The 20,658-nt window shown below is 45.3% G+C and carries 22 protein-coding genes and 2 tRNA genes; 21 read left to right on the top strand and 3 right to left on the bottom strand.

The annotated features are described in order from the left end of the window. The first annotated feature begins 114 nt into the window (after positions 1-114). Positions 115-191 (top strand) — tRNA-Met (locus tag B9J87_RS02865). Between the two features lie 33 nt (positions 192-224). Continuing rightward, positions 225-291: transfer RNA gene (locus tag B9J87_RS02860), tRNA-Gly, on the top strand. Between the two features lie 559 nt (positions 292-850). Here B9J87_RS02860 and queG read toward each other — a convergent pair. Further along, positions 851-1,981: a tRNA epoxyqueuosine(34) reductase QueG gene (gene queG / locus B9J87_RS02855; RefSeq protein ID WP_064624229.1), complete on the bottom strand. Its 1,131-nt coding sequence runs from the start codon at positions 1,979-1,981 to the stop codon at positions 851-853. Positions 1,982-2,201: 220 nt separating this feature from the next. Here queG and tsaE point away from each other — a divergent pair, with 220 nt between their 5' ends. The 9 genes from tsaE (at position 2,202) to B9J87_RS02810 (ending at position 11,590) form a co-directional block, all read left to right on the top strand. Continuing rightward, positions 2,202-2,666, top strand: coding sequence for a tRNA (adenosine(37)-N6)-threonylcarbamoyltransferase complex ATPase subunit type 1 TsaE (gene tsaE / locus B9J87_RS02850; protein WP_010318946.1), 465 nt, complete (start codon positions 2,202-2,204; stop codon positions 2,664-2,666). After that, complete coding sequence (locus tag B9J87_RS02845; RefSeq protein ID WP_094149317.1) at positions 2,660-4,381, top strand: N-acetylmuramoyl-L-alanine amidase; 1,722 nt, start codon at positions 2,660-2,662, stop codon at positions 4,379-4,381. The genes tsaE and B9J87_RS02845 overlap by 7 nt, the downstream gene beginning before the upstream one ends. 2 nt (positions 4,382-4,383) lie before the next feature. Beyond that, entirely contained in the window at positions 4,384-6,366 is a 1,983-nt protein-coding gene (gene mutL / locus B9J87_RS02840) for a DNA mismatch repair endonuclease MutL (protein WP_094149316.1), read from the top strand. A gap of 15 nt (positions 6,367-6,381) precedes the next feature. Beyond that, positions 6,382-7,329, top strand: coding sequence for a tRNA (adenosine(37)-N6)-dimethylallyltransferase MiaA (miaA, locus tag B9J87_RS02835; RefSeq protein WP_026028407.1), 948 nt, complete (start codon positions 6,382-6,384; stop codon positions 7,327-7,329). 181 nt (positions 7,330-7,510) lie between these two features. Further along, positions 7,511-7,777, top strand: coding sequence for an RNA chaperone Hfq (hfq, locus tag B9J87_RS02830; protein WP_013857931.1), 267 nt, complete (start codon positions 7,511-7,513; stop codon positions 7,775-7,777). A 41-nt stretch (positions 7,778-7,818) separates the two neighbouring features. After that, complete coding sequence (hflX, locus tag B9J87_RS02825) at positions 7,819-9,108, top strand: ribosome rescue GTPase HflX (protein ID WP_010318941.1); 1,290 nt, start codon at positions 7,819-7,821, stop codon at positions 9,106-9,108. Positions 9,109-9,153: 45 nt separating this feature from the next. Continuing rightward, a complete protein-coding gene (gene hflK / locus B9J87_RS02820; RefSeq protein ID WP_013857930.1) occupies positions 9,154-10,347 on the top strand; it encodes an FtsH protease activity modulator HflK in 1,194 nt (397 codons plus the stop codon). Positions 10,348-10,349: 2 nt separating this feature from the next. Beyond that, positions 10,350-11,330, top strand: a complete 981-nt coding sequence (gene hflC / locus B9J87_RS02815; RefSeq protein WP_013857929.1) for a protease modulator HflC — start codon at positions 10,350-10,352, stop codon at positions 11,328-11,330. Between the two features lie 71 nt (positions 11,331-11,401). Beyond that, on the top strand, positions 11,402-11,590 hold the full coding sequence (locus B9J87_RS02810) for a DUF2065 domain-containing protein (protein ID WP_017043313.1): 189 nt from the start codon (positions 11,402-11,404) through the stop codon (positions 11,588-11,590). Positions 11,591-11,654: 64 nt separating this feature from the next. Here the strand turns inward: B9J87_RS02810 and B9J87_RS02805 are convergent, their stop codons facing one another. Next, complete coding sequence (locus B9J87_RS02805) at positions 11,655-11,882, bottom strand: SlyX family protein (RefSeq protein WP_010318937.1); 228 nt, start codon at positions 11,880-11,882, stop codon at positions 11,655-11,657. 2 nt (positions 11,883-11,884) lie between these two features. Beyond that, positions 11,885-12,865, bottom strand: coding sequence for a WD40 repeat domain-containing protein (locus tag B9J87_RS02800; protein ID WP_026027456.1), 981 nt, complete (start codon positions 12,863-12,865; stop codon positions 11,885-11,887). A 139-nt stretch (positions 12,866-13,004) separates the two neighbouring features. On the opposite strand from B9J87_RS02800, the gene fkpA reads away from it, so the two are divergent. The 10 genes from fkpA to B9J87_RS02750 form a co-directional block, all read left to right on the top strand. Next, positions 13,005-13,793, top strand: a complete 789-nt coding sequence (fkpA, locus tag B9J87_RS02795) for an FKBP-type peptidyl-prolyl cis-trans isomerase (RefSeq protein ID WP_010318935.1) — start codon at positions 13,005-13,007, stop codon at positions 13,791-13,793. Between the two features lie 185 nt (positions 13,794-13,978). Further along, the gene (locus tag B9J87_RS02790; protein WP_013857924.1) at positions 13,979-14,698 is read left to right on the top strand and encodes a helix-turn-helix transcriptional regulator; all 720 of its coding nucleotides are present in this window, start codon (positions 13,979-13,981) and stop codon (positions 14,696-14,698) included. Continuing rightward, a complete protein-coding gene (gene tusD, locus B9J87_RS02785) occupies positions 14,692-15,096 on the top strand; it encodes a sulfurtransferase complex subunit TusD (protein ID WP_010318933.1) in 405 nt (134 codons plus the stop codon). Before B9J87_RS02790 ends, tusD begins: the two co-directional genes overlap by 7 nt. After that, a complete protein-coding gene (gene tusC, locus B9J87_RS02780; protein ID WP_013857923.1) occupies positions 15,093-15,449 on the top strand; it encodes a sulfurtransferase complex subunit TusC in 357 nt (118 codons plus the stop codon). The genes tusD and tusC overlap by 4 nt, the downstream gene beginning before the upstream one ends. A 9-nt stretch (positions 15,450-15,458) precedes the next feature. Then, positions 15,459-15,734 (top strand): sulfurtransferase complex subunit TusB, encoded by a 276-nt coding sequence (gene tusB, locus B9J87_RS02775; RefSeq protein WP_010318931.1) that lies wholly within the window; start codon positions 15,459-15,461, stop codon positions 15,732-15,734. A gap of 182 nt (positions 15,735-15,916) precedes the next feature. Further along, complete coding sequence (gene rpsL / locus B9J87_RS02770) at positions 15,917-16,291, top strand: 30S ribosomal protein S12 (RefSeq protein WP_010318930.1); 375 nt, start codon at positions 15,917-15,919, stop codon at positions 16,289-16,291. A gap of 96 nt (positions 16,292-16,387) precedes the next feature. After that, the gene (gene rpsG / locus B9J87_RS02765) at positions 16,388-16,858 is read left to right on the top strand and encodes a 30S ribosomal protein S7 (RefSeq protein ID WP_013857921.1); all 471 of its coding nucleotides are present in this window, start codon (positions 16,388-16,390) and stop codon (positions 16,856-16,858) included. A 75-nt stretch (positions 16,859-16,933) separates the two neighbouring features. Beyond that, complete coding sequence (gene fusA / locus B9J87_RS02760) at positions 16,934-19,030, top strand: elongation factor G (RefSeq protein ID WP_010318928.1); 2,097 nt, start codon at positions 16,934-16,936, stop codon at positions 19,028-19,030. A gap of 123 nt (positions 19,031-19,153) precedes the next feature. Continuing rightward, positions 19,154-20,338, top strand: coding sequence for an elongation factor Tu (gene tuf / locus B9J87_RS02755; protein ID WP_013857920.1), 1,185 nt, complete (start codon positions 19,154-19,156; stop codon positions 20,336-20,338). A 159-nt stretch (positions 20,339-20,497) separates the two neighbouring features. After that, positions 20,498-20,658 (top strand): IS4/Tn5 family transposase DNA-binding protein (locus B9J87_RS02750; protein ID WP_217898076.1); only part of this gene is annotated, 161 nt, incomplete at its 3' end.

Raw genomic sequence — 20,658 nt, 5'->3', positions numbered from 1 at the left:
TTAAGGTTGAGGTCACGCCTCTTTGTTTAAAGAAAGTGAACCTCGTGTGTCGCTACAAATTCTCTTGTTAGAGAGTGTAAGTTTTCATCGTACTTAACGGTGACACAATACGGACGCGGGGTGGAGCAGCTTGGTAGCTCGTCGGGCTCATAACCCGAAGGTCGTTGGTTCAAATCCAGCCCCCGCAACCAAATTTAGATTAAGCGTGAATACGATTAATCATTGCGACACTAGCTCAGTTGGTAGAGCGCAACCTTGCCAAGATTGAGGTAACGGTTATGTGTCGCTCCAGCTTCTTTCAGAGTATTCTCTGAACTCAAACCAGTATTTGGTTTATGCTCTTTCTTTAATGCTGTGAAGCATAACTCCCTAAAATAAAAATAATCTGCAGTTCTAAGCGGATTTATTGCCGTCTTGATAACTTACGTGCTGAATTTCAATACACAGGTTAGTCTCTGTAGAATCTGGCTTTTCGTCGCTATTTATTCTTATTCATTAACAGAGTTATCCACAAAAATTAATTGTGGATAAGTTGGTGTATAACGTGTTTTTAGTGAAGTGCTGGTAAGCGTCAGTGAAAGATCTTTTAATGCGGCTCTGTTCTCTAATCTTGCCATCTTTCTGTGTAACTAATTGTTTTTAAATTGATTTTTGTTGTTTTGTCACCATTAGGTCAACTAACTGTATGATCATTAATATCAAGATCTTTGATCCTTGTCATTAATTGCTGATGTGGCTAACTTTTCTTAATTATAGAAAACAGTGTCGTGTTTAAAATTTTGTCCACAAATTGGTATTTTGAGATACATATCAAAGTCTGTGTTCATTAGTTATGCAATTACCTCATTTTTTACGCATCACGCGGTAACCCTTTCTCGACAATTCGAATTAAGCGCTGCTGCTTCTTATTGCTAGAGCATGCACTCGCTGGCTCCGATGATTTTCGTTTTTGTTCTACTAGCGCCCAATGTATATGTTCGTCTAATAAATCAGACAAGCCTAACCTCGTGTTTAGCGCTGCGATAATGCGTTGTGAATATGGCGCGTTTCCTAAAGCGATGGAAAGATTACGCAACCATTGCTGGTGGCCAATTCGGCGAATAGCCGAACCTTCCATATAACGTAAGAAGGTGGCCTCATCCCAAGCAAACAGTTCAACTAAGTCTGGTTCATCCAGTGCTTGACGGCGATGAAAATCATTTTGTTGAGTGAGGTCGGAAAAGCGATTCCAAGGGCAGACCAACTGGCAATCATCACAGCCGTAAATGCGGTTACCCATTGCCTTGCGAAACTCTTCAGCAATTACGCCATCATATTCTATGGTGAGGTAAGAGATGCATCGGCGAGCATCAACAACACCGTCTTCCACGATGGCTTGTGTAGGGCATGAGGTGATGCAGGCAGTGCATTTGCCACATTGATTACTGCTTGGTGTATCGACTGGCAGCGGCAAATCAATCAGTAGTTCACCAAGAAAAAACCAAGAACCACTCTCTTTATCAAGGATAAGTGAATGCTTGCCAGTCCAACCAAGTCCAGCTTTTTGTGCTAAAGGCCGCTCTAGTATTGGGGCGGAGTCCACAAAAGGGCGATAACCGAGTGCCCCCACTTCTTGTTCAATCTTTTCGCCGAGTTTTTTGAGCTGGTTGCGTACCAGTTTATGGTAGTCACGCCCCAGAGCGTAGCGGCTGATATAAGCGTAATTAGGATTATTCAAATCACTGGCAAACCGAGCATCTGGGGGTAAGTAATTCATGCGTGCGCTGATCACACGGACGGTGCCGGGAAGGAGTTCATGTGGCCTAGCTCGCATCATTCCATGGCGCGCCATCCAGTCCATTTCACCGTGAAATCCAGCATCCAACCATTTCTGCAAAGGCTCTTCGTGCTCACTGAGATCGATATCGCAGATCCCGACCTTTTCGAAGCCAAGTTCACGTGCCCAGATTTTAATTTTGTCTGCCAGTACTTGGTAGTCCATTATCGATGAGCTCGTTGCAAAAAGGGGCGAGGATCTTAACGGATCCTTTATTGAGGATCTAGGAAATGATCGTCTGTGATGTGGATTAAACTGACATAAAAAGCGAGTTTTTTCCTTTTACTTACAGAAGAGAGCTTGTCTCTCAATTCCAACCCAGTTTACTATTCGAGTTCTTTTGATTTTTATATAGTCAATTTTCGACACTTGAGAGCGGTAATTCATGAGTACTAAGATCTTTACCTTAAAAGACGAACAGCAAACGGTAAAATTAGGCGCAGCTTTGGCTAAGCGATGCTCTGCGCAAACCACGCTTTATTTGCATGGTGATCTCGGTGCTGGAAAAACAACCTTCAGCCGTGGCTTCATCCGCGCATTAGGCCATGTTGGCAACGTCAAGAGCCCGACTTATACCTTAGTTGAACCTTATCAACTAGCCGATTGGCAAGTATACCATTTTGATCTTTATCGCTTGGCCGATCCGGAAGAGTTGGAATTTATGGGTATTCGTGACTATTTCACACCGGATGCGATCTGCCTTGTTGAGTGGCCAGAAAAAGGCAGCGGTCTACTTCCAACCGCAGATATTGATGTTGAGCTACGCTACGATGGCGAACAAAGGCAAGCTTTTCTGAGTGCAAACAGCCCCTATGGATCCTCATTGCTGAGTCAGTTGGAGTTATGTTGAACATCATCCATTTGTTACGAACGATAACTCTATCGCTTGCGGTTTGGGGCTGTGTTTTATTTACTTCGACGACGCACGCGAATGCATTAGAAGGCGTGCGCGTTTGGCCTTCTCCAGATGAAACTCGAGTGGTTATCGATCTCAAAACTGAAGCGGATTATAGCTATTTCACTTTAAGCAGCCCCGAGCGTTTGGTGGTTGATTTAAAAAACACCACGCTTAATACAAAATTGCCGCTTAAAGTCACGGATAGTCCTGTTCTCAAGCAAATTCGTAATAGCTCGCCTCCAGAGAAAGGGACGTATCGCTTGGTGTTTGAGTTACAGCGCAAAGTGAACCCTCAGCCATTTAAACTTGCGCCAACGCCGGGTGGTCAGTATGGGCATCGCTTGGTGGTTGATTTACCGCACAATTTGGATAGTGACAAGGCGACAGTAAAACCAGCCAGCCAAACTAAAGTCAGTCGCGATGCTTCGCAGTTATTAGGGACAGAGGATATCGTGGTCGCTATTGATGCGGGTCATGGTGGAGAAGATCCCGGTTCGATTGGCCCGACCAAAAAATATGAAAAAAATGCCACCTTAAGTATCTCCAAGAAGATCGCAGATCAAATTAACGCCGTTCCAGGAATGAAGGCGGTCATGACACGCAGTGGCGATTACTTTGTCAATCTCAATAAACGTTCTGAAATTGCGCGTCGTAATAAGTCACACCTACTTGTCTCCATTCACGCCGATGCGTTTCATACCCCGCAACCTAGGGGGGGCTCGGTGTTTGTGTTAAATACCAAGCGTGCGAATACGGAAATAGCTCGCTGGGTTGAGAACCACGAACAGCAATCAGAACTGTTAGGTGGGGCTGGTGAAGTGCTGGCAAAAAACAATAGCGATCGAAACGTTAGCCAAACCTTGCTGGACTTACAATTTAGTCACTCACAAAAAGAGGGTTACAAGGTGGCAACTCATCTGCTAGGCGAAATGGGAAAAGTAGCCCACTTACATAAAGCAGAGCCAGTCAACGCAAGTTTGGCAGTACTTAAGTCGCCCGATATTCCTTCGGTGTTGGTTGAAACGGGTTTTATTTCTAACCCTACCGAGGAACAATTGCTATTTCAGCGCTCGCATCAAGATAAATTGGCTCGCGCATTGGCAACCGCCATCGTCAAGTATTTTGAAGAAAACCCACCCGAGGGCACTCTGTTTGCTAATCGTGGTAAGACGCAAAAGCACAAAGTGCAGCGTGGTGAATCACTCTCGGTTATCGCTAATAAATATGGCACCTCGACTCAAGCATTAATCGCAACCAACAAACTAAAAAATGCCAATTTGTCGATTGGTCAAATCTTAACGATTCCGGCCACGTCAGCTCCGATTCGCGTTCCTGTAGTCAGCAACCCAGTAGAAACGGAAATTGTTACGCATGTGGTGAAATCTGGCGAGTATTTGGGCAAGATAGCGAGCACGTATAAAGTGAGTGTGGATGCGATTAAACGCGAGAATAACTTGCGTTCAGACACCTTAACGCTGGGGCAGAAACTGAAGATAACGGTGAGTTTGAAGGATAAGCCGCTGCGTAAGCATAAAGTTGAAAAAGGCGAGTTTTTGAGCAAAATTGCCAGCCAATATCAAGTGAGTCTGAATAGTATTCGCCAAGTAAACCAACTTCGGTCTGATCAGCTCGCCATAGGGCAAGTGTTGATCATTCCCAATAAGTAGTAATGAGTATGACGATTAAGATTCTACCCGCACGTCTTGCTAACCAAATTGCCGCAGGTGAAGTGGTTGAAAGGCCGGCTTCTGTCGTTAAAGAGCTGGTGGAGAATAGCTTGGATTCGGGCGCCTCTCGTATCGATATCGATATCGAAAAGGGAGGTACGAAGCTTATTCGTGTGCGCGATAACGGGCAAGGGATAGTAAAAGAGGAATTGGCGCTCGCTTTAAGCCGCCATGCAACTTCTAAAATTCACACCTTAGATGATTTAGAGGCGATCGTCAGCCTAGGTTTTCGTGGAGAAGCGCTCGCGAGTATTAGCTCAGTCTCTCGGCTTACATTGACGTCTCGTCCAGCCACGCAAGAACAAGCTTGGGCAGCATACAGTGAAGGTCGAGATATGGCGGTTAAGTTGCAGCCAACCGCACACCCGATTGGAACGTCTGTCGAAGTTCTCGATCTGTTCTTTAATACGCCCGCTCGGCGCAAATTTTTACGCACAGAGAAAACAGAATTTACTCACATTGATGAGCTACTAAAACGCATTGCTTTGAGTCGGTTTGATGTCACCATCAATGTGCGCCATAACGGCAAGATGGTACGTCAATATCGAGCGGCTAAAACGGCCGCTCAAGAGGAAAAAAGAATCGCGGCTGTGTGTGGCAACGCTTTTGTTCGCCATATGCTGAACATTGAGTTGGAACATCAAGGGCTTCGCTTGCATGGTTGGATAACGACTCCAGAAGGCGCGCGCCAGCAGAGTGATTTGCAATACTGCTACGTTAATGGGCGGATGATGCGTGACAAGCTGATTAATCATGCTATCCGGCAAAGTTATGAAACCAGCCTGAGAGGCGATCAGTTCGCCACTTATGTACTCTTCATTGAGCTCGATCCCCATCAAGTGGATGTGAATGTCCATCCCGCGAAACACGAGGTGCGTTTCCATCAAGCGCGATTAGTGCATGATTTTATCTATCAAGCACTCAGTAGTGCACTGGCTGAAAGCAAGCACATTGAGAAGCCGCAGCTCAAACCATCGGCTTTTCATCAGCCCGATGCGGAGACTGTGGATCGCATTGAGAATGACACTGCAATTGATAGTGTGTGCCAAGAAACTGAGGGGCATAACACCGTTCCAGAGCAAGTGTGGCAAGCGATTGACAACACTCCCGCTTATCCACGAAAAGCTGAGCGAGAAAGTACAACCGCGCACGGCATAGCTGAAACGCCAAAGCGTAGCCATTGGCAGCAAAACGGCTCTCCATCTTCTTCTCGGGCGAAAGCTGAGCGCCAGCCAACGGGCTCACCTTTGAGCGGGGAAGTGAAACTCTATCAAGAGCTGATGGCAACTCAACCGCCAGCTTCAGCAGCCGAACTTTCTCCTATCGCACATCAAGATCAAGGTGAAATGCTGCAGCTCGAACAGTTGGGTAAAGCTATTGCGGTAATCAAAGGGCAGTACCTGTTAATGGGGTCCAAACAGGGCGTCGTATTGCTTTCTCTTATCAAAGGAGCATGGCTGAAAACTCGCGGCCAGTTGCATACCGAACAAGGCGGCTTGAAAAGCCAACCCTTACTCGTGCCGCTCTCCATAAAGCTCTCAGCACAAGAACATCAAGCGTTAGCGCATTGCCAGCCGATGTTGAATACGCTAGGGATTGAGCTTAAAGAACGTCATGGTTCAAGCATCATGGTGATGGGCGTACCTCAACCGTTGAGGCAACAAAACCTGCAAAACTTAATCCCAGATCTGCTATCTTACGTGTCCGCTAATTTTACGGCTGATGATGAACCTATTACGGTGGATCTTGTTGCCGATTGGCTGGCTGAACACATCACTGTGGTGAAAAGTGACTACACTTTGTCTGAAGCCATCCAAATGATTTCGGAACTTGAACAGCTTTGGCAAGGGCAGCTTCCTCTTCATGATGCGAGTTTTGTCCGCCCCGTTGATTTTTCTACCACCATAGCGGCCTTGTTGGCATAACGAATTAAAAGAATGATGAATCAAACACAACCATTGGCTCTGTTTTTAATGGGCCCGACCGCATCAGGTAAAACAGATTTGGCGATTCGTTTGCGCCAAAAATACCCAGTGGAAATCATCAGTGTCGACTCGGCGCTGATCTACAAAGGCATGGATATTGGCACCGCCAAACCTAATGCACATGAACTGGCACTCGCACCTCATCGTCTGATCGATATTTTGGATCCAAGTGAAGCCTATTCGGCGGCGGATTTTCGTCGCGATGCATTACTTGCAATGCATGATATTACCGCGCAAGGTAAAATTCCTTTGCTCGTTGGGGGAACTATGTTGTATTACAAGGCTCTACTTGAAGGGCTTTCACCACTTCCTGCGGCTAACCCTGAGATACGGCAACAAATTGAGCAAGAGGCTTTGGAGCATGGTTGGGGTCAGTTACACGATCAATTACAAACGATTGATCCGGTTTCGGCGGCAAGAATTCATCCTAATGATCCACAAAGATTGTCACGAGCATTGGAAGTTTACCGAATTTCAGGTAAAACTCTTACAGAGTTAACTCAAACGAAAGGTGAAAGCCTGCCATTTCGAGTTAAACAGTTTGCTATAGCTCCCAAGGAAAGGGCTGAGCTCCACCGTCGAATCGAACTCAGGTTTGAAAAGATGATCGAAGCTGGATTTGAAGAAGAAATGAAAGCACTTTATGCTCGAAACGATCTTCATCCGGATTTGCCATCGATTCGCTGTGTTGGTTATCGACAGATGTGGGACTATTTGGATGGGAATTGTACGTTAGAGGAAGCGGTATATCGTGGAATCTGTGCAACCCGTCAATTGGCCAAGCGTCAGATCACCTGGTTACGCAGCTGGGATGATTTAACTTGGTTAGATAGCGAAAACATTGATCATGCAGTAGAAACTCTCTCAAATGCCATAGCATCTGATGGAGTTAGCTGTGTATAATGTGATCGCTTTTGCGTGATGTACCCTGTAAAGGATCCGTTACTTGATATTTGGCATTATCGCCGTCATAACAAGTAGCAACGGGGTTTTTATTCATTTAGCTCAGATGCAAAGGCCGCACCAATAATGCAGTGCACCACTAGCTAAATAACTACAACAAAATACAAATAAGGAAAATAAAATGGCTAAGGGGCAATCTCTACAAGACCCATTCTTAAATGCACTACGTCGTGAGCGCATTCCAGTATCCATCTACCTTGTGAACGGAATTAAGCTTCAAGGTCAGATTGAATCCTTTGATCAATTTGTGATCTTACTGAAAAACACAGTCAATCAAATGGTGTATAAGCATGCGATTTCAACGGTTGTTCCTGCACGTGCAGTGAGCCACCACACTGCTGAGCCACGCACTGGGTCTGATCGTCCATCAGACAAATCAGAAGAGTAATTCTCTGATTAGTATTATTTACTTACAAAGGAGTTGGTTGCTTGTTTGACCGTTACGAAGCCGGTGAGCGAGCGGTACTTGTTCATATCAACTTCACGCAAAAGGGTGAGTGGGATGATCTCAGCGAGTGTGAAATGCTGGTTTCTTCTGCTGGAGTGTCGACACTGCAAATTATTACTGGCAGCCGTCAAACTCCACACCCTAAATATTATGTCGGTGAGGGCAAAGCCCAAGAGATAGCGCATGCGGTTCAACTTGTTGAAGCGGATGTGGTGATCTTCAACCACGCCCTTTCTCCTGCCCAAGAACGTAATCTTGAACAACTATGCCAATGTCGAGTGATTGACCGTACTGGCCTCATCCTTGATATTTTTGCCCAACGAGCACGAACCCATGAAGGGAAGTTGCAAGTAGAGCTGGCACAATTACGCCACATCTCTACGCGATTAATTCGTGGTTGGACGCACCTTGAGCGACAAAAAGGCGGTATAGGCTTACGTGGACCTGGTGAAACGCAGCTAGAAACCGACAGACGTTTATTGCGTGAACGTATTAAAGCGATATTACGCCGCTTAGAGAAAGTCGCTAAGCAGCGAGAACAAGGACGTCGAGCTCGAAATCGAGCTGAGATTCCCACCATATCGCTAGTGGGTTATACCAATGCGGGGAAATCAACGTTATTTAATCGCATTACTGAAGCTGGGGTTTATGCAGCCGATCAACTGTTTGCAACCCTAGATCCTACCTTGCGGAAAATCGAATTGGCGGACGTTGGTACTGCCGTTCTCGCTGACACCGTAGGATTTATTCGTCATCTGCCGCACGATTTAGTTGCAGCATTTAAAGCCACGTTACAAGAAACTCAAGAAGCTGACATTTTGTTACATGTTGTTGATGCCAGTGATGAGCGTTTTCGTGAGAATATCAAAGCCGTCCATGATGTATTAGAAGAGATTGACGCCCATGAGGTGCCAACGCTTGTCGTCATGAACAAGATCGATAATCTAGAAGGCCAACAACCTCGCATCGAAAAAGATGATGAGGGAATACCGAGAACCGTGTGGTTATCAGCCATGGATGGACAAGGTATTGATCTGCTTTTCGAAGCATTGACAGAGCGATTAGCGAGTCAAGTCATTCAATATCAATTGTGTATTCCACCACTGCACCAAGGTCGCATTCGTAGTGCATTTTCACAAATGAAATGTATTCAACAAGAAGAATATGATCCAGATGGTAATTTGTTGATTAACATTCGTATGCAGCAAGTTGATTGGTTTAGACTAGAAAAAAGAGAAGAAGCAGTTTTGCGTGACTTTATAGTTACTTAAAGGACTGCTACAGTATAACGTCATATCAAATGATGGAGCTTTCTAATGGCGTGGAATGAGCCCGGTAATAACAACGGCAACAATGGCCGCGATAATGACCCTTGGGGTAATAATCGTGGTGACAAAAATAAAGGTGGCCGTGATCAAGGACCGCCAGATTTGGATGAGGTTTTCAATAAACTGAGCCAGAAACTGGGCGGACGATTTGGTAAGAAAGGCGGTAAAGGCCCTTCATTCTCTGGTGGTAGCGCAATTGGCTTTGGAGTCATTGCAGCAATCGCAGTTGCGGTGTGGTTCTTTTCTGGTTTCTATACGATTGGTGAAGCTGAGCGTGGCGTCGTGCTGCGCTTAGGTAAGTATGATCGCATCGTTGATCCTGGTTTGAACTGGCGTCCTCGCTTTGTTGATGAAGTGACGGCCGTTAACGTACAAGCGATTCGCTCACTACGTGCATCGGGTTTGATGCTAACCAAAGATGAAAACGTGGTCACTGTTGGCATGGATGTACAATATCGCGTGTCTGATCCATACAAGTACTTGTATCGTGTGACTAATGCTGACGATAGCTTACGCCAAGCAACTGATTCAGCATTACGTGCCGTGGTTGGTGATTCTTTGATGGACAGTATCTTAACCAGTGGCCGTCAGCAAATTCGTCAAAGTACCCAAACGACCTTGAATCAAATCATTGATAGCTATGATATGGGCTTAATGATTGTCGATGTCAACTTCCAGTCGGCTCGTCCGCCAGAGCAAGTGAAAGATGCGTTCGATGATGCGATTGCGGCGCGAGAAGATGAAGAGCGTTTCATTCGTGAATCTGAAGCGTATAAGAACGAAATTCTGCCTAAAGCAACAGGCCGAGCAGAACGTTTGAAGAAAGAAGCGCAAGGTTATACAGAACGCACGATTAACGAAGCATTGGGTCAAGTGGCACAGTTTGAAAAACTGCTCCCTGAGTATCAAGCCGCGCCAGACGTGACACGTAATCGTCTCTACCTAGATACCATGGAAGAGGTGTATTCAAACACATCTAAGGTGCTGATTGATTCAGAATCCAGTGGCAATATGCTTTATCTACCGTTGGATCGAATTACAGGCCAAGACAGTAAGAATGACACCAAACGTCAAGATAAATCATCATCAACCTATGATCAGATAGAGCTTGATTCACCAACCAGCAGTGATACAGGTAATACACCGTCTCGCTCTAGCAATACACGTCAAGGGAGATACTAGTAATGCGTAAGTTAATGATCCCAGTATTAGTGATTGCACTGGTATTGATGTTGATGTCGCTGTTTGTGATTCCTGAAGGTGAGCGCGGTATTGTTGTCCGTTTCGGTCGTATTCTGAAAGATAACAATGAAATTGCTCGAATCTACGAACCGGGTTTGCATTTTAAAATGCCACTGTTTGATCGAGTAAGAACGTTAGATGCGCGCATCCAAACAATGGATGGCCGCTCTGACCGTTTCGTGACTTCAGAGAAAAAAGATGTGATCATCGATACCTATGTCAAATGGCGTATTGAAGACTTTGGTCAATACTACTTGGCAACGGGTGGTGGCAATGCATTGACGGCACAAGCACTGTTAGAGCGTAAAGTGACAGACATTCTTCGTTCTGAAATCGGTTCTCGTGAAATCAAACAAATTGTTTCAGGCCCACGTAATAAAGATGTCTTGCCGGAAAGTGCTGATGATGAAGTCGTCACGACTGAGGCTGCGAAACAAGCATTGGAAATCGATGGTCAGCGTGACCAAGTGATGGAAAATGTGTTGGAAGATACGCGTAAAGGTGCACTGAAAGATTTAGGCGTCAGAGTGGTTGATTTCCGTATTAAGAAAATCAACCTCCCAGATGAGATCAGTGAGTCTATCTATCGTCGTATGCGTGCTGAACGTGAGTCAGTAGCTCGTAAACACCGTTCTCAAGGTCGTGAAAAAGCCGAAGTCATTCGTGCTCAAGCTGAACTTGAAGTGGCGACTATCTTAGCGGAAGCGGATAAAACGGCTCGCGTAACTCGCGGTGATGCTGATGCTAAAGCAGCGAAGATTTACTCAGATGTGTACAGTAAAGATCCTGAGTTTTACGGGTTCTTACGTTCGCTGAAAGCCTATGAGAAATCATTTAGTGAGAAGAGTGATATCTTGGTGCTTGATCCTAAGAGTGATTTCTTCAAGTACATGAATAACACCAAAGGTTTGACAACGAAATAATTGACCGTTGTTTATTCAAAGGCTCCTTCAGGGAGCCTTTGTCGTTTATTGGCTTTAAGAGAGAAGGCACTATGTCGAATTCAATCTGGCTTGCTGTGGGGCTGGTGTTAATTGCAGAAGGTATTGGACCGTTAATCGCCCCTAATGGCTGGAGAAAGATGGTGGCAGAGCTCAGCCAGCAGCCCGATCATCAACTGCGCCGCATCGGTGGTTGTCTCGTCGTTGCAGGGGGCATCATTGCGTACTACTTCGCACGATAGTGATGCACAATAGCGCGGTAACCGATTTATTATTATCAGTTTATCACTATCACTATCATCACTATCAATAGTGAGGTGGTGGAGTCTCTTCTGATGGATCCGCTAAATGTGAGGCATCCATATTTTTGACTTTACCAGCCACATATTTCATTTGGTCTTGCATTTTCGTTAGCATGAGCTGCTGTGTTGATAATGCTTGATTGAGTTCATCAATGGTTTGTTCTTGGAAAGCAAGTTGGCATTCCAAGTCACTAACACGCTGTTCTAATTGCTGAATATACTTATCGTTCATAACTAATCGTCGAGTTTCCAAGCTTGAGCAATACCTGCAGAGCTTCCGGTAATAATTCGTTGCTGATGATCAAAGGCCGCATCATACACCACCGCAGTGGGTGGGCGAGCATCTTTTAGCGGTTCTACTTCGAATCCTTGCTGTTTTTTACCACTTTGAGTATCCCAAACCGCGACTTGGCTTGAAGGATTCCCTGTCACAAGCAACCTGCCATCATCGGAAAAACGCGCCGTAGAGAAAATCAATTGTCGTGAAAAACTGCGCAATTTCGCCTGTTCCTTACCCGAGGAGAGATCCCAAATAATGGATTGATTACCACCATCGGAGGTAAAGGCTAATTTTCCCTCTCGCTGCAGCGCTACTCGATTCACCCGCTGCTCATGTTCAAACGATCGTAAAATTTGCCCACTTTGCGTATCCCAAAGGTAGGCAAAATAATCATTACCTCCCGTCAGAGCAAAGCGGCCATTGGGCGATAGGGCGACAGAATTCACTTTTTCTCGATGAGCAAGGAACTCTAGTCGACGTCCAGTGACTAAATCGACGTAAATCGCTTTACCATTGGATAAACCGAGTAGAACTTGTTTTCCGTTATTGGCAATGTCAATGTCTCGGATCAGCCCATCGGAGATGGACCACAAACCTTGAGCTTGTGTCCAACCTAAGTCCCATACGGCAAAGTTAATTTGGCTAGCGGTCACGGCAAAACGGCCATTATCGGAGAGTCGAATATGAGAAACGGTATTGGCTTGTGGGTCTTGAGGTCCCAATTCGGCTAAGGTTTTGTTTTGTTCAAGATCCCATAGAACGAGTTGTCTTTGTTTGGAATAGAGTAGCGCAAAACGACCATCGCGGCTTAAACCGAAACTGGTCGAACCGTTTGGTTCTATATCCCAACGTTGTACATCGCTGTTAGAGAAAAAACAGCCATTTAACATCAAGATGACAATGCAACCTAGGATTGAATGAGAAATTATTCGCATCAAGTCTAATTATCCGCTTTGAGTGTAAAGACAATCTATCAACATATCGCTATATTGGTACAACTCTGTTTAGCGCACCAGTTTTTCACCGAAATTTGTGCGTAATAACAAAAGGTTTGCCTACAAATTGGAGAAATAAATGAAATCATTGTTTAAAGTGTCACTGCTTGCGGCAACCGTCATGCTTGCAGTTGGCTGCCAGAAAGATGAAGCCCCGAAAACTGAAGCAGCACCTGCAGCAGAACAAGTACAAACGGAAGCGGGAAAAACGGTTCACTTTAAAACAGAAGATGACAAAGCGGCTTACGCGATTGGCGTCTCTTTTGCAAATTACCTCAGCACCAGCATTGAAAAACCAGCCGAAATTGGTATCAATCTGAATAAAGATCTGGTTCTAAAAGGGATTGAACATGTCTTCGCGGGCAATGCTGAGTTGAGTGAAGAAGAGACACGCGCAGCGCTAGAAGCTCTAGATAAACGCGTTTCTGAAACCATGCAAGCGAAAGCCGCTGAAAAAGCGGCTGCTGCTGAAAAAGCTGGTGATGAATTCCGCGCTGAATTTGAAAAACAAGATGGCGTAAAGAAAACTGAATCTGGTTTACTGTACCAAGTACTGACGCCAGCAAAAGGTGAGTCACCAAAAGAGACCGATACTGTTCAAGTGCATTACAAAGGGACACTGGCTGACGGTACTCAATTTGATAGCTCGTATGATCGTGGTGAGCCAGCGACATTCCCACTCAATCGGGTTATTCCTGGTTGGACAGAAGGTGTGCAACTGATGCAAGTGGGAGCAAAATACAAGTTTGTTATCCCGCCGCAACTGGCTTACGGTGAGCAAGACACACCGACTATTCCAGCAAACTCAACACTTGTGTTTGAAGTGGAGTTGCTAAAAATTGATAACGGTAGCGATGCGGCTAAATAATATCAGCCATTGTTGAACCGTTGTAACCAGCTCAAAGGCCTGATGAATCAGGCCTTTTCTGTCTCTAACGACTCACTAATTAGTTGTCCTAAATCACTTGTTAGTGACTTAACAGAGTTTTCGATTAAAATTTTCTGATAAACTTACGTCAATTTGTTGATTTTTCGCTCTAAGGCTAGATAACAGTGACAACGACAGAAACTCTAAACGCGGATATGTTGCTTGAAATGGAATCCGTGCACGTGATGCCATTTAGTGATCACGATAAAATCATTCTTCGATCTTATGAAGCTGTGGTTGACGGTATCGCCAGCCTGATTGGTCCTTTTTGTGAGATCGTTCTGCACTCATTGGAAGATCTCAATACCTCGGCGATTAAAATTGCCAATGGTGAAAACACGGGACGTCAAGTGGGTTCCCCGATCACCGATCTTGCACTGCGTATGCTGAAAGATATTGAAGGATCGGAGCGTAACTTCTCACGATCGTATTTCTCTCGCGCCAAGGGTGGTGTGTTGATGAAATCGATTACGGTCGCGATTCGTAATGGTGATAACCGAGTTATTGGCTTACTTTGTATCAACGTCAATTTAGATGCTCCGTTCTCACAAGTTCTGCAATCATTCATGCCGACTCAGGAAGCTCAGGAAGCCGCCTCATCGGTTAACTTTGCCAGTGATGTAGAAGAGCTGGTGGATCAGACGGTAGAGCGTACCATCGAAGAGATCAACGCCGATAAATCAGTGTCTAACAATACCAAGAACCGTCAGATCGTGATGGAGCTGTACGACAAAGGCATTTTTGACATCAAAGATGCGATTAACCGCGTAGCTGATCGGCTCAATATCTCTAAACATACTGTCTATCTCTACATTCGCCAACGCAAGACCGGAGATGAATGTTAGTGGAGCCAGTATTGAGTTACACATTATTGGTCAATGGCTCAGTGTATGGCACACAGGCAGCGCGTAGTGCTTATCTGTTTGCCTGTGCATTGCTAGAAAAAGGGCATTCACTCAAGCAAGTATTTTTTTATCAAGATGGTGTTTTCAATGGCTCTGCGATCACCGCGCCTGCGAACGATGAGTTTGATCTTGTGAAAGCATGGCAGAAGCTGTCTACTGAACACCATGTACGCTTAGAAACCTGTGTTGCTGCAGCGTTACGTCGTGGCATTATCAGTGAAAATGAAGCTCAGCAACACCAGCTCACTGCGCATAATTTGGCACAAGGTTTTGCACAAACTGGGTTAGGAAGCTTAGCTGAAGCGTTATTAACTCAAGATCGAGTGGTACAGTTTTGAAAAAAATCGGTTTTGTTTTTCATTCTTCGCCTCATTCTAGTTCGGCTGGAAGAGAAGGGCTGGATGCTGTACTGGCAGCCTCTGCCTATTGTGATGCGATCTCGCTCTTTTTTGTTGGGCTTGGCGTGACGCAAATCGTCGCCAACCAATCACCGCAACAACTGCTTAGCCGTGATTACATCAGTGCGTTTAAACTGCTTGAGTTATACGATATTGAACACCTTTATTTGTGTGAGCAAAGCGTTGAAGAGTTGGGGTTAGCATCGGCTCAATGGGTCATTGATGTTGAAAAAAAATCGCCTCAGCAAATCGCTCAGTTACTTCACGAGTGCGATCAAGTACTAACGTTCTAAGGTGTACCTATGCTGCATATTGTAAAAGACACGGCAAAACTGGCCTTAGCGCAGCGTTATTGTTTGGCTGAGGATAGTATTATCTTGGTTGAAGAAGCGGTTTATATGAGTAACCCTAGTGCGGGCTCTTTTTTACTACTCAACGATCTGAACAGGGTTTATGTCTTACTTGAGGATCTCTGCGCGCGTGGGGTGCAGGATCTCTGCTCAGTACAAATTACCAAAGTGGATTTCTCTGGTTTGGTTGAACTTACTACTAACCATGAAAAATCAATCACTTGGTAGATTTTCTTATCACTATTACCCCTCTATTACCCACCCTTTACTTATGGTGGTTAAAAAAGATCTGTATATTTCTTGACACACCTCTCACTGCTGCATAGAATTTTGCGTCCCTATTTGTACTAAGTGCACTAGGGACTAGATTTTTCACAAAGCTTACTTTAAGTAAATTCAGGAGCTAGTTAATGGCAACTATTAACCAGTTGGTCCGCAATCCTCGTGTAAAGCAAGTTGTTAAAAGCAACGTGCCAGCACTAGAAGCGTGCCCACAAAAACGTGGTGTATGTACACGTGTTTACACTACTACACCTAAAAAACCTAACTCAGCACTTCGTAAAGTATGTCGTGTTCGTCTAACGAACGGCTTCGAAGTGACTTCGTACATCGGCGGTGAAGGTCACAACCTTCAAGAGCACTCAGTTGTTCTTATCCGTGGCGGTCGTGTAAAAGACCTTCCAGGTGTGCGTTACCACACAATCCGTGGTGCACTTGACTGTGCAGGCGTAAACGACCGTAAACAAGCTCGTTCTAAATACGGTGTGAAACGTCCTAAATCTTAATGGATTTCCGTTAAGTAAGGCCAAACACTAAATTATTTAATTTTTGAAGAAACTGAAAAGTTTTGGATAACCTGAAAAAGACAACGGAGAATATCCATGCCACGTCGTCGCGTTATTGGTCAGCGTAAGATCCTTCCAGATCCAAAGTTCAAGTCTGAACTGCTGGCAAAATTCGTTAACATTCTTATGGTTGACGGTAAAAAATCTACTGCAGAGAAAATTGTTTACACTGCACTAGACACTATGGCTGAGAAATCTGGCAAAGGTCACTTAGCTGTATTTGAAGAAGCTCTTGAAAACGTACGTCCAGCGGTCGAAGTTAAATCTCGCCGCGTGGGTGGTTCAACTTACCAAGTGCCAGTAGAAGTACGTCCGGTTCGCCGTAACGCACTTGCTATGCGTTGGGTAGTTGATGCTGCGCGTAAGCGTGGTGAAAAATCTATGGCTGCTCGCCTAGCTGCTGAAATGCTAGACGCGTCAGAAAATAAAGGTACTGCTGTTAAGAAACGTGAAGACGTTCACCGTATGGCAGAAGCGAACAAAGCATTCGCTCATTACCGCTGGTAATACCTTCTGTGCTGCGAGGTTCTCTCGCAGCACATTTTCATACTCTAAGGATTACCTTAGTAAGAGGATACAATCGTGGCTCGGAAAACTCCTATTGAGCGCTACCGCAACATCGGTATCTGTGCTCACGTAGATGCAGGTAAAACAACCACTACTGAGCGTATTCTGTTCTACACTGGCCTTTCTCACAAAATCGGCGAAGTTCACGATGGTGCTGCAACCATGGACTGGATGGAGCAGGAGCAAGAACGTGGTATCACTATCACTTCTGCTGCTACGACAACCTTCTGGCGTGGTATGGAAGCACAGTTCCAAGATCATCGCGTAAACATCATTGATACCCCAGGACACGTTGACTTTACAATTGAAGTAGAGCGTTCACTTCGTGTGCTTGATGGTGCAGTGGTTGTATTCTGTGGCTCATCTGGTGTTGAACCCCAGTCTGAAACTGTATGGCGTCAAGCTGATAAATACGGTGTTCCTCGCATGGTGTTCGTTAATAAAATGGACCGTGCTGGCGCAGACTTTTTACGCGTTGTAAACCAAATTAAACATCGTCTTGGTGCGACTCCTGTTCCTATTCAATTAAATATTGGTGCGGAAGAAGAGTTCAAAGGTGTCATCGACCTTATCAAGATGAAAGCCATCAACTGGAATGAAGCCGATCAAGGCATGACGTTTACTTACGAAGACATTCCAGAAGATATGCTTGAGTTGGCCGAAGAATGGCACAACAACCTAGTAGAAGCGGCAGCGGAAGCTAGTGAAGAGTTAATGGAAAAGTATCTCGAAGACGGCGAGCTGACAGAAGCGGAAATCAAACAAGCGCTACGGACTCGTACCATTAACAATGAAATCGTATTGGCCACTTGTGGTAGTGCCTTTAAAAATAAAGGCGTACAAGCGGTATTGGATGCGGTTGTTGAATATTTGCCTTCACCGGTAGATGTACCAGCCATTAAAGGCGTGGATGAAAACGAGAACGAAGTAGAACGTCACGCTGACGACAACGAACCTTTCTCGGCACTTGCATTTAAGATTGCCACTGACCCATTTGTTGGGACATTGACTTTCATGCGTGTTTACTCTGGTGTGGTGAACTCTGGCGATGCCGTTTACAACTCAGTGAAACAGAAAAAAGAACGTTTTGGTCGTATCGTACAGATGCATGCCAACAAACGTGAAGAGATTAAAGAAGTTCGTGCTGGCGATATTGCGGCTGCGATCGGCTTAAAAGATGTCACGACAGGCGATACGCTATGTAACCCAGACCACAAAGTGGTTCTTGAACGCATGGAATTCCCTGAGCCAGTGATTCAAATTGCGGTAGAGCCTCGCTCTAAAGCTGACCAAGAAAAAATGGGTATTGCGCTAGGTAAACTGGCGGCGGAAGACCCATCTTTCCGTGTCGAAACCGATAAGGAAACAGGTCAAACGTTGATCTCTGGTATGGGTGAGCTTCACCTAGACATCATTGTTGATCGCATGAAGCGTGAGTTCAGTGTGGACTGTAACGTTGGTAAACCACAAGTGGCTTACCGCGAAACTATCCGTGGAAAAGCGGAAGTAGAAGGCAAGTTCGTTCGTCAATCTGGTGGTCGTGGTCAATATGGTCACGTTTGGCTTAAGATTGAACCTGCGGAACTCGGTGAAGGCTTTGTCTTTGTCGACGAAATCGTTGGTGGTGTGATTCCTAAGGAATACATCAGCTCGGTTGCGAAAGGTATCGAAGAGCAAATGAACAACGGTGTGTTAGCTGGTTATCCGATTCTGGATGTGAAAGCGACATTATTCGATGGTTCATATCATGATGTCGACTCAAGCGAGATGGCGTTTAAGATTGCTGGTTCGATGGCGTTCAAGAAAGGTGCTTTAGAAGCGCAGCCTGTTCTTCTTGAACCAATGATGAAAGTTGAAGTAACTACTCCAGAAGATTGGATGGGTGATGTTGTGGGTGACTTAAACCGTCGTCGCGGCATGATTGAAGGTATGGATGAAGGCCATGCAGGCCTTAAGATTATCCATGCTAGAGTCCCTCTATCGGAAATGTTTGGTTATGCAACAGACTTACGGTCTGCCACTCAGGGTCGCGCCTCTTACTCCATGGAGTTTGCAGAGTACGCTGATGTGCCAAAAAATGTTGCAGAAGCAATCATTGCAGAACGTGGTTAACTGTTATTTGTTTAATAACGAATCTATTGCGCTGATGAGAGTTGGCGCATAAAATAGCAATTTCTGGCGCGTCTTGAGCTATATGTGACTCAAGACGAATCATAACTAGGAAGGAACACGATCGTGTCTAAAGCAAAATTTGAACGTACGAAACCGCACGTAAACGTTGGTACTATCGGCCACGTTGACCACGGTAAAACAACTCTAACTGCTGCTATCTGTACTACACTTGCAAAAGTGTACGGTGGTGAAGCGAAAGACTTCGCATCTATCGATAACGCTCCAGAAGAGCGCGAGCGCGGTATTACAATCAATACTTCTCACGTAGAGTACGATACACCAGCACGCCACTACGCACACGTAGACTGCCCAGGACACGCTGACTATGTTAAAAACATGATCACAGGTGCTGCGCAAATGGACGGCGGTATCCTAGTTGTTGCTGCAACAGATGGCCCAATGCCACAAACTCGTGAGCACATCCTACTTGGTCGCCAAGTTGGTATTCCTTACATCATCGTATTCATGAACAAATGTGACATGGTTGATGATGAAGAGCTTCTAGAGCTAGTAGAAATGGAAGTTCGTGAGCTTCTATCTGAGTACGATTTCCCAGGTGATGACCTACCAGTTATCCAAGGTTCTGCACTAGGCGCACTAAACGGCGAAGAGCAGTGGGAAGCGAAAATCATTGAACTTGCTGAAGCGCTAGACACTTACATTCCAGAGCCTGAGCGTGCAGTAGACCAAGCATTCCTACTACCAATCGAAGACGTATTCTCAATCCAAGGTCGTGGTACAGTAGTAACTGGCCGTATCGAGCGCGGTATCCTACGTGTAGGTGATGAAGTTGCGATCATTGGTATCAAAGACACAATCACAACGACTTGTACAGGTGTTGAGATGTTCCGTAAGCTGCTTGACGAAGGTCGTGCAGGTGAGAACGTTGGTGCACTTCTACGTGGTACTAAGCGTGATGAAGTAGAACGTGGTCAAGTACTAGCGAAACCAGGTTCAATCACTCCACACACTAAGTTCGAGTCAGAAGTGTATGTATTGTCTAAAGATGAAGGCGGCCGTCATACTCCGTTCTTCAAAGGCTACCGTCCACAGTTCTACTTCCGTACAACGGACGTAACAGGCGATATCTCTCTACCAGAAGGCGTAGAGATGGTAATGCCAGGTGACAACATCCAAATGGTTGTAGAGCTAATCGCTCCAATCGCGATGGATGAAGGTCTACGTTTCGCGATCCGTGAAGGTGGTCGTACAGTAGGTGCTGGTGTTGTTGCTAAAGTTATCGCTTAATTTTCGATAATTTATGCACACACTGCATTAAAAAGGGAAGCTTAGGCCTGTCTCTTATACACAAATCCCCAAGCCTCTGCTTGGGGATTTTTTTGAACTAATTTTATGTTTCATGATCTGATCATCTAAGCAATAACAAGGATGATTAGAATGACTTATATAGAACCAACCCTCTGGGCACAAAAGCAATTTGGTCAAGCTCACCTCAATGACCCAAGACGTACTCAAAGACTCGTTGCCCTAGCAGCCTCTTTGGCCGAGCAACCTGGCGTACCGGTCTCGAAACTCATCATCTCCCCTGCAGATATGGAAGGGGCTTA

It is taken from the genome of Vibrio sp. V19_P1S1T109, from assembly GCF_002241375.1.
GTDB classification, from domain to species: Bacteria; Pseudomonadota; Gammaproteobacteria; order Enterobacterales; family Vibrionaceae; genus Vibrio; species Vibrio anguillarum.
This window is presented reverse-complemented; position numbering and strand designations above follow the sequence as displayed.